Origin of the sequence: Streptomyces bacillaris (genome assembly GCF_003268675.1) — a bacterium.
Taxonomy (GTDB): domain Bacteria; phylum Actinomycetota; class Actinomycetes; order Streptomycetales; family Streptomycetaceae; genus Streptomyces; species Streptomyces bacillaris.
In genome coordinates, this window is record NZ_CP029378.1 from 6,149,875 (window position 1) to 6,162,359 (window position 12,485).

Annotated in this window: 8 protein-coding genes and 1 pseudogene; 4 read left to right on the plus strand and 5 right to left on the minus strand. The window is 70.8% G+C overall.

Translation table 11 applies throughout. From position 1 onward, the window contains the following. Positions 1-9 precede the first annotated feature (9 nt). Positions 10-588 (plus strand): dienelactone hydrolase family protein, encoded by a 579-nt coding sequence (locus DJ476_RS26720; RefSeq protein WP_028415632.1) that lies wholly within the window; start codon positions 10-12, stop codon positions 586-588. 7 nt (positions 589-595) lie between these two features. Here the strand turns inward: DJ476_RS26720 and DJ476_RS26725 are convergent, their stop codons facing one another. From DJ476_RS26725 to DJ476_RS26740, 4 genes and pseudogenes are all read right to left on the minus strand, one after another. Then, the gene (locus DJ476_RS26725; RefSeq protein WP_112491740.1) at positions 596-2,296 is read right to left on the minus strand and encodes an alkaline phosphatase D family protein; all 1,701 of its coding nucleotides are present in this window, start codon (positions 2,294-2,296) and stop codon (positions 596-598) included. Positions 2,297-2,519: 223 nt separating this feature from the next. Continuing rightward, the gene (locus tag DJ476_RS26730; protein WP_070203185.1) at positions 2,520-3,335 is read right to left on the minus strand and encodes a DsbA family protein; all 816 of its coding nucleotides are present in this window, start codon (positions 3,333-3,335) and stop codon (positions 2,520-2,522) included. A 63-nt stretch (positions 3,336-3,398) separates the two neighbouring features. Further along, positions 3,399-4,126: pseudogene (locus DJ476_RS26735) on the minus strand (hypothetical protein). A gap of 118 nt (positions 4,127-4,244) precedes the next feature. Then, the gene (locus tag DJ476_RS26740) at positions 4,245-5,570 is read right to left on the minus strand and encodes a DUF2252 domain-containing protein (RefSeq protein WP_112491741.1); all 1,326 of its coding nucleotides are present in this window, start codon (positions 5,568-5,570) and stop codon (positions 4,245-4,247) included. A gap of 203 nt (positions 5,571-5,773) precedes the next feature. Between DJ476_RS26740 and dnaE the strand changes: the two genes are divergently transcribed. After that, positions 5,774-9,313, plus strand: a complete 3,540-nt coding sequence (gene dnaE / locus DJ476_RS26745) for a DNA polymerase III subunit alpha (RefSeq protein ID WP_103421267.1) — start codon at positions 5,774-5,776, stop codon at positions 9,311-9,313. Positions 9,314-9,436: 123 nt separating this feature from the next. Here the strand turns inward: dnaE and DJ476_RS26750 are convergent, their stop codons facing one another. Continuing rightward, complete coding sequence (locus DJ476_RS26750; protein WP_019764018.1) at positions 9,437-9,616, minus strand: hypothetical protein; 180 nt, start codon at positions 9,614-9,616, stop codon at positions 9,437-9,439. 293 nt (positions 9,617-9,909) lie between these two features. Here DJ476_RS26750 and DJ476_RS26755 point away from each other — a divergent pair, with 293 nt between their 5' ends. Next, positions 9,910-11,160 (plus strand): NYN domain-containing protein, encoded by a 1,251-nt coding sequence (locus tag DJ476_RS26755; protein ID WP_181006675.1) that lies wholly within the window; start codon positions 9,910-9,912, stop codon positions 11,158-11,160. A gap of 187 nt (positions 11,161-11,347) precedes the next feature. Continuing rightward, positions 11,348-12,331, plus strand: coding sequence for an ABC transporter ATP-binding protein (locus DJ476_RS26760; protein WP_018486609.1), 984 nt, complete (start codon positions 11,348-11,350; stop codon positions 12,329-12,331). Positions 12,332-12,485: the final 154 nt, after the last annotated feature.

A 12,485-nucleotide genomic window follows, 5' to 3' on the forward strand; every position in this document is an offset into this window, starting at 1 on the left:
ACTGGCACCATGGGCCTCATGAACATCATGCTTTTCCACTCGACCTACGGGCTCACGCCCGCCGTGCACGCCGCGGCCGCCCGTCTGAGGGACGCCGGCCACGAGGTGCGCGTGCCCGATCTGTTCGAGGGGCACACCTTCGACACGGTGGAGGAGGGCATGGCCTTCAAGGAGGAGGTCGGCAAGGAGGAGCTGCTCAGGCGGGCCGTGCTGGCCGCCGCGCCCTACTCCGACCAGGGGCTCGTCTACGCCGGGTTCTCCCTCGGCGCGGCCACCGCGCAGACCCTGGCGCTCGGGGACGCGAAGGCGCGCGGGCTGCTGCTCTTCCACGGCACCTCGGACATCGCGGAGAACGCGACGGTGGAGGAGCTGCCGGTCCAGCTGCACGTGGCGGACCCGGACCCCTTCGAGTCCCACGACTGGCTCAACAGCTGGTACCTCCAGATGCAGCGCACCGGCGCGGACGTGGAGATCTACCGCTACCCCGGGGCCGGCCACCTCTTCACCGACCCCGATCTCCACGACTACGACCAGGCGGCCGCCGAGCAGACCTGGAAGGTCGCGCTCGGCTTCCTGGCCACCCTCTAGGGCTTCTTCAGCGGACCGGGCGGTCCGCCCGCTCCACCTTCTGGGTCCCGCGCCGGGTCCGGTAGGAGCGCGCCCAGGAGGCGGCCGCGTCCTTGGCCTTCTTGTCGGAGAGCACGTAGTAGTCCATCTGCGCGCGCTCGGCGGTGACGTCCAGGACGCCGTAGCCGTGCGAGTCCATGTCAACCCACTTCACATGGCGGTTGGCGGTCCGGACGGCCGTCGCGGCGACCAGCGAGACGGTCTGCGGCGCGACCCGCAGGATGTCGTCCAGGTTGTCCGAGGTCACCGACGTGACCACGAACTCCGTCGCCGCCGAGGGCGACAGCGGGTACGTCGCCGCCCGCACCGGCACCTCGTTGGCCCAGGCCATGTGGATGTCACCGGTCAGGAAGACCGTGTCGGTGATCCCGTGCTCCCGCAGATGCGCGATCAGCTCCCGGCGGTCGTCGGTGTACCCGTCCCACTGGTCGACGTTGACCGCGAGCCCCTCCTTCGGCAGCCCCAGCAGCCCGGCCAGCGGCTGGAGCAGATGGGCGGGGAGCGCCCCGAAGGCGACCGGGGAGATCATCACCGACGTACCGACCAGCTTCCACACCGCGTCCGACCCGGCGAGCCCCGCCTTCAGCCAGTCCAGCTGCGCCCGGCCGGTGATCGTCCGCTCCGGGTCGTCCACCGCACCGCTGCCGATGGACGCCTGCCGGGAACGGAAGCTCCGCAGGTCCAGCAGGTGCAGATCGGCCAGCCGCCCGAACCGGAGCCTCCGGTAGACCGTCCCCTCGGTGGAGGCGCGGACCGGCATCCACTCGAAGTACGCCCGCTTGGCCGCCGCCACCCGCTCCGCCCAGTCGCCCTCCGTGCCCGGGGTGTGGTTCTGCGCCCCGCCCGACCAGGCGTCGTTGGCCACCTCGTGGTCGTCCCAGATCGCGATCATCGGGTGGGCGGCGTGCAGCGCCTGGAGATCGGCGTCGGTCTTGTAGTTGCCGTGCCGGGTGCGGTAGTCGGCCAGGTCCAGGATCTCGTGGGCGGGGCGGTGCTCCCGCAGGGCCGCGCCCTGGGTGGGGTACTCGCCGATCCCGTACTCGTACAGGTAGTCGCCCAGGTGCACCACCGCGTCCAGGTCGCCGCGGGCAGCGAGATGGCGGTACGCAGAGAACCAGCCCGCCTCCCAGTTGGCGCAGGACACCACCCCGAAGCGCACCCCCGCCACGTTCGCCCCGACGGCGGGCGCGGTGCGGGTGCGGCCGGTGGGGGAGCGGACCTCGCCGCCCTCGGTGTCCGGGCCGCTCGCCGTGAAGCGGTAGTAGTACGTCGTCGCCGGGCGCAGTCCGCGGACGTCGGCCTTCACGGTGTGGTCGGAGGAGGCGGCGGCGAGCGTCGTACCGCTTGCGGCTATCGCGGTGAACTCCCGGTCCTCCGCCACCTCCCAGCGCACCGGGGTCTCGGCCCCGCGCCCCGAACCGGGCTCCGCGCCGGGCTCGGGGGTGACCCGGGTCCACAGCAGCACCCCGTCGGGCAGCGGGTCACCGGAGGCGACGCCGTGGAGGAAGGCCGGGGCGGGGGTCCGGGCGGCGGAGTTCTGCCAGGCTGCGGTCGCGGAGGCGGCGGGGGCGGTGGTCGCGGTGGCGAGCACGGGGACGGCCGCCGCGGTCGCCGCGGCGGCCCGGACGACGGTACGGCGGCTCGGCGAGGGTATGTGTCGACTGGTCACGGCGCATCACCTTACGGGCGCGTACGGCGAACGGGCGGGCGAACAGAGGAAGTTCGCCCGCCCGTCGGGAAGCCGTCGCCGGGAGGTGGCCCGCCGGTCGGGTCCGGTCGGGGTCCGCTCGGCCGCTAGGGACCGCCGGGCTGCGGGGAACCCGTCCGGCTGCCGGAGCGCCCGGTTGCCGGAGCGCCCGGTTGCCGGAGCGCCCGGTCGCCCGGGAGAGGTGTCAGCCCTTCAGGGCCTTGTCCACCGCCGCCGTGAAGTCGGTCGCCGTCATCGGGGCGTTGTCGCTGCCCTCGCTGGTGACCTTCTTGCCGTCCATCTTCAGCGTCGGCGTGCCCTGCACCCCGCTCTTGTCGAACGCCCCGGACATCTTCATCGCCCAGGCGTCGTACGTGCCGTCCTCGACGTCCTTCTGGAAGGCCTTGTTGCCCTTCAGCGCGTCCACCGAGTCCGCGACCTCGATCAGGTAGCTGTCCTTGGCGAACTTGTCGTCGCGCTCCTCGGGGTGGAACTCCGCCGAGTACAGCGCGGCCTTGTACTCCATGAACGCCTCGGGGCTCACGTTCAGCGCGGCGCCGAGCGCGCTCAGGGCGTTCTTGGAGCCCTCACCGTTGTCGGTGTTGTCGATGAAGGTCGCGCCGACGTACTTGACCTTGTACTTGCCCGCCTCGACGTCCTTCGAGATCGTCTCGCCGACGCCCTGCTCGAACGTGGCGCAGACCGGGCAGCGGGAGTCCTCGTACAGCTCCAGGGTCTTCTTGGCGTCGGCCTTGCCGATCACGACCTCGGTGCCGTTCTCGCCGGAGGTGTTCTTCGGCGCGCTGACGTTCTTCGCGTCGGCGGCGGCCTCCCAGGCGGACGGCTTGTTCAGCTGCATCACGCCGTAGCTGATGCCGCCGACGACGGCGATGGCCGCGACCACCGAGACGGCCACGACGAGCTGCTTGCGCGTCTTGTCCTTCTTGGCCTGGGCCTCGCGCTCGGCGCGCAGCCGCTCACGGGCCGCTGCCTTGTTCGCCTGGGTGTTGCGCTTGCTCATGATGATGTCTCCATGCGTACGTGGGGAGTGGAAGGGTGCTGCCCGGCGTCGGCCGTCCTGCCCTCAGGCGGCGGCGTACGCGGTGAGCGGCGGGCCCCTCCGGCCCACGGAGTGCACGAGGAAGCGGGCCGGGGAGAGCGCGTGCACGCGCCCGGTCGCCCGGGGGAGCAGGGAGGCGGTCCTGACCGCCCCGCGCACCACGGCGACCGCGGTGAGCAGCGGGCGGAACGCCACCAGGGCCGCCGCGCGCAGCAGCCCCGCCAGCGCCGCCTCGCCGCGCCGCAGCCAGACGGCGGCGAGCAGCCCGACGGCCACATGGGCGGCGAGCAGCAGCCACGGCACGGCGGGTCCGGGCTGCGCCAGCAGGGCGGCGGCCCGGTCGCCCGCACCGGTCACCCCGGCGAGCGGGGTGCCCACCGCGCCGACGCCCGCGAGCCTGGCCCCGGTCGCCCCGACCTCGCCGCCCCCGCAGAGCACGTCGAAGCCCACCGAGCGCAGCGGGCCCGCGATGGGCCCGCCGGCCGCCCCGTAACAGAGGTGCTGGCCGGCGGTGAAGAACGTGTCGGCCGCCAGCTCCAGCGGGACGAGCAGCCCCGCGATCGCGCCGAAGCCGCGCTCCCGGCCGGCCAGCGCGTACGCCAGGGCGAAGACGGCGACCCCGAGCAGCCCGACCGCGACCAGCGGCAGCGGGACCCCGAGAGCAGCACATGGGATGCCGTGGACAGGGTGACGACGAGCGCGGCGAAAAGCGCCGCGCGCGCCACCCTGAACTGCGTCCCTGAAATGTCCATCGCCGGAAAGTGTGTCATGTGGTGAGGTAAGCGGGTCTTAAAAGGCGCTGAGAGTCACATCCCGGGGATGATCACACCCCGGGATGTGACAGCCCCCGGGCGTCACAGCCACCGGACGTCACAGCCCCGGGATCCGGCCGTTGCGGAAGAGGTCCACGAAGATCTGGTGGTCCGCGCGGGCCCGCGCCCCGTAGCCGTGGGCGAAGTCGACCAGCAGCTCCCCGAACCCCTCCTCGTCGGCCGCGATGGCCGCGTCGATCGCCCGCTCCGTGGAGAACGGCACCAGCGAGTGGCCGCTCTCGTCGTCCGCCGCCGCGTGCATCGAGGCCGTGGCCCGGCCCAGGTCCGCCACGACCGCCGCGATCTCCTCCACCTCGTCGATCTCCGACCAGTCCAGATCGACCGCGTACGGCGAGACCTCCGCGACCAGCTGGCCCGCGCCGTCCAGCTCGGTCCAGCCCAGCCACGGGTCCGCGTGGGCCTGGAGCGCGCGCTGCGAGATCACCGTGCGGTGCCCCTCGTGCTGGAAGTAGTCCCGCACGGCGGCGTCCGTGATGTGCCGGGAGACCGCCGGGGTCTGCGCCTGCTTGAGGTAGATCACCACATCGTTCTCCAGGGCGTCGCTGTTGCCCTCCAGGAGGATGTTGTACGAGGGCAGCCCGGCCGATCCGATGCCGATGCCCCGGCGGCCCACCACGTCCTTGACCCGGTAGGAGTCGGGGCGGGCCAGGCTCGACTCCGGCAGTGTCTCCAGATAGCCGTCGAAGGCGGCCAGCACCTTGTAGCGCGTGGCGGCGTCCAGGTCGATCGCGCCGCCGCCGTCCGCGAACCGGCGCTCGAAGTCCCGGATCACCGTCATCGAGTCCAGCAGCGAGAACCGGGTCAGCGAGCGGGCGGCCCGCAGCGCGTCCAGCAGCGGGCCCTGGGCCGTGTCCAGCGTGAAGGGCGGCACCTCGTCGTTCTTCGCGCCCGTCGCCAGCGCGTGGATCCGCTCCCGGTAGGCCGCGGCGAAGATCCGGACCAGGTCGGTGATCTGCTCGTCGCTCAGCGCCTTGGCGTACCCGATCAGCGCCACGGAGGCGGCGAACCGCTTCAGGTCCCAGGTGAAGGGGCCCACGTACGCCTCGTCGAAATCGTTGACGTTGAAGACGAGGCGGCCGTTGGCGTCCATGTAGGTGCCGAAATTCTCCGCGTGGAGATCGCCGTGGATCCAGACCCGGCCCGTGCGCTCGTCCAGATACGGGCCGCCGCGCTGCTCGCGCTCCAGGTCGGTGTAGAAGAGGCAGGCCGAGCCCCGGTAGAAGGCGAAGGCCGAGCCCGCCATCTTGCGGAACTTGACCCGGAAGGCGGCCGGATCGGCGGCCAGCAGCTCCCCGAAGGCGGTGTCGAGAACGGCGAGAATCTGCTCCCCGCGCTGCGCTGCGCCGGTCTGCGTTTCCGACATCGCTTGCTGCCTCCTGCTGTTGTTGGCGTGCCTGCCCGGGAACCCGGTCCGCGTGACTGAGTGCATGACAAAACGGACACCTGTCCTGCCCTCTCCAACGCTCGGGGAGAGCCGGGAGTGCCCGCCGCTCGACTCCGTCACGTCGTAGACTTCCACGCTGTCCCCCCGTCCGTCATCGCCCGACTTCCCGGAGGCCCGACGCCGTGACCAAGCCGCCCTTCACGCACCTGCACGTGCACACCCAGTACTCGCTGCTGGACGGTGCGGCGCGGCTCAAGGACATGTTCGAGGCGTGCAACGAGATGGGCATGACGCACATCGCGATGACCGACCACGGCAACCTGCACGGGGCCTACGACTTCTTCCACTCGGCCAAGAAGGCCGACGTCACGCCGATCATCGGCATCGAGGCGTACGTCGCCCCCGAGTCGCGCAAGCACAAGCGCAAGGTGCAGTGGGGACAGCCGCACCAGAAGCGCGACGACGTGTCCGGTTCCGGTGGTTACACCCACAAGACGATCTGGGCGGCGAACAAGACCGGGCTGCACAACCTCTTCCGGCTCTCCTCGGACGCGTACGCCGAGGGCTGGCTCCAGAAGTGGCCCCGTATGGACAAGGAGACCATCGCCCAGTGGTCCGAGGGGCTCATCGCCTCCACCGGCTGCCCCTCCGGCGAGGTCCAGACCCGGCTGCGGCTCGGCCAGTTCGACGAGGCGGTCCAGGCGGCCTCCGACTACAAGGACATCTTCGGCGAGGGCAAGTACTTCCTGGAGCTGATGGACCACGGCATCGAGATCGAGCGCCGGGTCCGTGACGGGCTGCTGGAGATCGGCAAGAAGCTCAACATCCCGCCGCTGGTCACCAACGACTCCCACTACACATACGCGCACGAGGCCACCGCCCACGACGCCCTGCTCTGCATCCAGACCGGCAAGAACCTCTCCGACCCGGACCGCTTCCGCTTCGACGGCACCGGCTACTACCTGAAGACGACGGACGAGATGTACGCCGTCGACTCCTCCGACGCCTGGCAGGAGGGGTGTGCCAACACCCTCCTGGTCGCCCAGCAGATCGACACCACCGGCATGTTCGAGGCGAAGAACCTCATGCCGAAGTTCGACATCCCGGACGGCTTCACGGAGGTCACCTGGTTCCAGGAGGAGGTCCGCAACGGGATGAAGCGCCGTTTCCCGAACGGCGTCCCCGAGGACCGGCAGAAGCAGGTCGAGTACGAGATGGACATCATCATCCAGATGGGGTTCCCGGGGTACTTCCTGGTCGTCGCCGACTTCATCATGTGGGCCAAGAACAACGGCATCGCGGTGGGACCCGGCCGTGGTTCGGCGGCCGGCTCGATCGTGGCGTACGCGATGGGCATCACCGACCTCGACCCGATCGAGCACGGGCTGATCTTCGAGCGGTTCCTCAACCCCGAGCGCGTCTCCATGCCCGATGTCGACATCGACTTCGACGAGCGCCGGCGCGTCGAGGTGATCCGGTACGTGACCGAGAAGTACGGCGCCGACAAGGTCGCCATGATCGGCACGTACGGCAAGATCAAGGCGAAGAACGCCATCAAGGACTCGGCCCGTGTGCTGGGCTACCCGTACGCCATGGGCGACCGCCTCACCAAGGCGATGCCCGCCGACGTCCTCGGCAAGGGCATCGACCTCGACGGCATCACCAACCCCAAGCACCCGCGCTACAGCGAGGCGGGCGAGATCCGGGGGATGTACGAGAACGAGCCGGACGTCAAGAAGGTCATCGACACCGCGAGGGGCGTCGAGGGCCTGGTCCGGCAGATGGGCGTGCACGCCGCCGGCGTCATCATGTCCAGCGAACCGATCGTCGACCACGCCCCGGTCTGGGTCCGGCACACCGACGGCGTCACCATCACGCAGTGGGACTACCCGCAGTGCGAGTCGCTCGGCCTGCTGAAGATGGACTTCCTCGGCCTGCGCAACCTGACGATCATGGACGACGCCATCAAGATGGTGAAGTCCAACAAGGGCATCGACCTGGAGATGCTCTCCCTCCCGCTGGACGACCCCAAGACGTACGAACTGCTCTGCCGCGGTGACACGCTCGGCGTCTTCCAGTTCGACGGCGGGCCGATGCGCTCCCTGCTCCGCCAGATGCAGCCCGACAACTTCGAGGACATCTCCGCCGTCTCGGCCCTCTACCGGCCGGGCCCGATGGGCATGAACTCGCACACGAACTACGCGGAGCGCAAGAACGGCCGCCAGGAGATCACCCCGATCCACCCGGAGCTGGAGGAGCCCCTCAAGGAGGTCCTCGGCCTCACCTACGGCCTGATCGTCTACCAGGAGCAGGTCCAGAAGGCCGCCCAGATCGTCGCCGGGTACTCGCTCGGCGAGGCCGACATCCTCCGCCGCGTGATGGGCAAGAAGAAGCCCGAGGAGCTGGCGAAGAACTTCGTCCTCTTCGAGAAGGGCGCCCGCGAGAAGGGCTTCTCCGACGAGGCTATCAAGGCGCTCTGGGACGTCCTGGTGCCGTTCGCCGGGTACGCGTTCAACAAGGCGCACTCCTCGGCGTACGGCCTGGTCACCTACTGGACCGCCTACCTCAAGGCGAACTACCCCGCCGAGTACATGGCAGCCCTGCTGACCTCGGTCAAGGACGACAAGGACAAGTCCGCGGTCTACCTCAACGAGTGCCGCCGCATGGGCATCAAGGTGCTCCCGCCCAACGTCAACGAGTCGCTCTCCAACTTCGCGGCCCAGGGCGACGACGTGATCCTCTTCGGCCTGACCGCCGTCCGCAACGTCGGCCAGAACGTCGTGGACTCGATCATCCGCTGCCGCAAGGCCAAGGGGAAGTACAGCTCCTTCCCCGACTTCCTGGACAAGGTCGAGGCGATCGTCTGCAACAAGCGGACCGTCGAATCGCTGATCAAGGCCGGCGCCTTCGACGAGATGGGCCACACCCGCAAGGGGCTCGTCGCCCACCACGAGCAGATGATCGACAACGTGGTGCAGGTCAAGCGCAAGGAGGCCGAGGGACAGTTCGACCTCTTCGGCGGGATGGGCGAGGAGACGAGCGACGAGCCGGGCTTCGGGCTCGACGTGGAGTTCTCCGACATCGAGTGGGAGAAGTCCTACCTGCTCGCCCAGGAGCGGGAGATGCTCGGCCTGTACGTCTCCGACCACCCGCTCTTCGGTCTGGAGCACGTCCTCTCCGACAAGGCCGACGCCTCGATCTCCCAGCTCACCGGCGGGGACTACTCCGACGGCTCGGTCGTCACCGTCGGCGGCATCATCTCCGGCCTCCAGCGCAAGATGACCAAGCAGGGCAACGCCTGGGCCATCGCCACCGTGGAGGACCTGGCGGGCTCCATCGAGTGCATGTTCTTCCCCGCCACCTACCAGCTGGTCTCCACCCAGCTCGTCGAGGACACCGTCGTCTTCGTCAAGGGACGGCTCGACAAGCGCGAGGACGTGCCCCGGCTGGTCGCCATGGAGATGCAGGTTCCCGACGTCTCCAACGCCGGGACCAACGCACCGGTCGTCCTCACCATCCCCACGGTGAAGATCACCCCGCCCATGGTCACCCGGCTCGGGGAGGTGCTCAGCCACCACCGGGGCGACACCGAGGTGCGCATCAAGCTCCAGGGCCCCCGCAAGACCACCGTGCTCCGGCTCGACCGCCACCGGGTCAAGCCCGACCCGGCCCTCTTCGGTGACCTGAAGGTACTGCTCGGCCCGTCCTGCCTGGCCGGCTGAGCCGCGTCCGTCGCGTAACGACGAGAGGGGCGTCCCGCACCGGCGGGACGCCCCTCTCGTTTCACGACCGCGAGCGGCCGACGCGTCAGTGGCGCGCGTCTACATGCGCGTCATATGCGCACTTCAGTTGTGACCGAAGCGCCGCTGGTGCTTGCGCGCCACGTCGGACGGGCTGCCCTGGGCCTGCGTCTGCGGCTGGGTCTGCGACTCGTACGCCGTCGACTTCGCCTGCTCTGCACTGCGCTCCGAGGCGGACGCGCGATCGTGCTGGCTGCCCTGCTTGCGGTTCTTGTTCTTGGCCATGGTGAATGCCTCCTGTGGGGAATCCTGGGGGGCCAGGACCGTTGTCAGACTCACATGGCCACACAAACCGTGCATGTTGGATCATTACCGTGCGTAGCGGTATCCGCGGTGAGCCCCTTCCCGCCGCCCGCCCCGAGCCCTTTTCCAGCTCTTTCCCGATTCGCCACGCCGATGATCCAGTTCCGGCCGTTAACCCTTGCGCGGTCGGGCAGACTCGAAGGAAACCCTGGGTAAGCGGACCCGGTCATCGAGGGGCGGGTGCCGCTGAACCGTTCCCGAACTCCTGGAAGAGGGTGGAACGCGTGGACCGTTGCGTCGTCCTGGTGGACGCCGGCTACTTGCTGGGCGCAGCCGCGAGTCTGCTGGCCGGGGAGCCCGCGCGGTCCCGCATCACCGTCGACCACGCGGCCCTCATCCTCGGGCTGCGCGAGCGCGCCGAGGCCGACACCCAGCAGCCGCTGCTGCGGATCTACTGGTTCGACGGCGCCCCCGACCGGGTGCCCCAGCCGGAGCACCGCAGACTCCGGGTGATGCCCCGGGTGACCGTACGGCTGGGAGCCCTGACCCGCAGCGACGGACGCTGGGCGCAGAAGGGCGTGGACGCCGCCATGCACGCCGAGCTGACCGAGCTGGCCAGGAACCGGGCCTGCTCCGACGTGGTCCTGGTGACCGGGGACGGCGATCTGCTGCCCGGCCTCATGTCCGCCAAGGAGCACGGCGTCGCCGTCCACCTCTGGGCCGTCCAGGCCGCCGACGGCGACTACAACCAGTCCGAGGACCTGGTGGCCGAGGCCGACGAGCGGCGGGTCCTCGACCGGGCCTGGATCACCAAGGCCGTCCGCGCCAAGGACACCGGCCCCAGCTGCGCCCCGCCGCCCGCCCCGCGCCCCGAGATCGCCGCCATCCTCTCCGCGCCGCTGCCCGAGGCCGCCCTCGCCGCCTCCGCCGAGCGGGCCTCCGAGGCCGCCCAGGCCGCCGCCCGCACCGGATCGGCCGAGCCCGCCGAGTCCGGCCCCGCCCCGGCCCCGCCCGCCCCCGGCCACAAGGCCGTCCCCACCCCCAAGGACCTGGCCGCGCTCCGCGCCCACAACGCCCACCCCGACCGGCCGGCCCAGCCCGCCAACGCCACCCTGCGCTGGTCCTCCGACAAGGGGTGGGTCGAGCGCGGCGGCCCCCTCGGTGAGCCCGCCGAGACCGCGTCCCTGCCCACCCTCGCCCAGCTCACCAGCGCCGAGCAGCGGTGGGCGGACCGGGAGGAGGACATCACCACGGTCGGCGGCGACCCCTTCGAGGTGGGCCAGGTCTTCGCCCGGCGCTGGATGGAGCGCCTCCCGGAGACCGTCCACCTCCAGAAGCTGTCCACCATGTACCCGCGCATCCCGCACCGCATCGACGGCGAACTCCTGCGGTACGCGGCCCGCTTCGGGCTCCTCGCCCACAAGGACGACCAGATCGACGAGCACGACCGCTATGCGATCCGGGCGGGGTTCTGGCGCGAGATCGACGTGCGCGCGGCGGCGGAGCACGTACCGGCGGGGGAGTAGCCGGGCCGTCTCTCCGTACGGACGCCCGTGTGTGGGGCCGTGAGCAGGCTCGTACGGAGGTCGCGGGCAGGCGGGTGCGCGGGCCGCGCGACGCGTGGGGCCCCGGACGCGAACCGGGGCATGTGACCCCGTACCCTCGTACCTCGTGAGTACGGGCACAGCGCAGGCGCAGAGCGACACCGGCACCGTGTGCGCGGTGCGTGACCTCGTCAAGACCTATCCCGCCGCCCGGGGCCGCCGCGGCACCCCCGCCACCCCCGAGGTGCGGGCCACCGACGGGATCAGCCTCGACGTCGAGCGCGGCGAGATCTTCGGACTGCTCGGCCCCAACGGCGCCGGCAAGTCCACCCTGGTCCGCCAGCTCACCGGGCTGATGCGCCCCGACTCCGGCTCCGTCGAGGTCCTCGGCCACGACCTCGTACGCCACCCCGAGCGGGCCTCCCGGCTGATCGGCTACCTGGGGCAGGAGTCCACCGCCCTGGACGAGCTGACGGTTTCCCTGGCCGCCGAGACCACCGGACGGCTGCGCGGACTCCAGGTCCGCGAGGCGCGTGCCGAACGCGACGCCGTACTGGAGGAACTCGGCCTCACCGAGCTGGCCGGGCGGCCGCTCAAGAAGCTCTCCGGCGGTCAGCGCCGGCTCGCCTGCTTCGCCGCCACGCTCGTCGGGGACCGGCCCGTGCTGGTCCTGGACGAGCCCACGACCGGGATGGACCCGGTGGCCCGGCGGGCCGTCTGGGCCGCCGTCGACCGCCGCCGGGCCGAGCGCGGCGCCACCGTCCTGCTGGTCACCCACAACGTCATCGAGGCCGAGACCGTCCTCGACCGGGTCGCCGTCCTGGAGCGCGGCCGGGTCATCGCCTGCGACACCCCCTCCGGGCTCAAGGAGAAGGTGGCGGGCGAGGTCCGCGTCGAGCTGATGTGGCGCGAGCGAGCCCCGCTGGAGGTTCCGGAGGTCGCCGCGCTGCGCCCGCTGGCCCAGGAGTCCGGGCGGCGCTGGGTGCTCCGGCTCGGCCCCGACGAGGCCCGGGCCGCGGTCGCCGCGGTGACGGGCGGCGCGGCCTTCGCCGCGCTCGACGATTTCACCCTGGCCACACCCAGCCTGGAAGATGTGTACCTGGCGCTCGGGGGAGACGCGGCCAATGCGACCAAGGGGCTGGTGAAGGCGTGAGGATCCATGGACGCGGGGCGCGGGTGCTGAACGCCGCGCGGGCGCCGTACGTACTCGATGTGCGGGACGACGTACCGGACGTCCCGTACGTGCGGGACGTCCAGGAGGTGTCGTACGCACGGGACGTGGTGGGCGCGGTGCATGTACTGGACGG

What these genes read in the sequence shown, in the direction of transcription:
- DJ476_RS26720 (WP_028415632.1), top strand. Translation starts at nt 10, where the DNA reads ATGGGCCTCATGAACATCATGCTTTTCCACTCGACCTACGGGCTCACG.
- DJ476_RS26730 (WP_070203185.1), bottom strand. Translation starts at nt 3,335, where the DNA reads ATGAGCAAGCGCAACACCCAGGCGAACAAGGCAGCGGCCCGTGAGCGG.
- DJ476_RS26740 (WP_112491741.1), bottom strand. Translation starts at nt 5,570, where the DNA reads ATGTCGGAAACGCAGACCGGCGCAGCGCAGCGCGGGGAGCAGATTCTC.
- DJ476_RS26750 (WP_019764018.1), bottom strand. Translation starts at nt 9,616, where the DNA reads ATGGCCAAGAACAAGAACCGCAAGCAGGGCAGCCAGCACGATCGCGCG.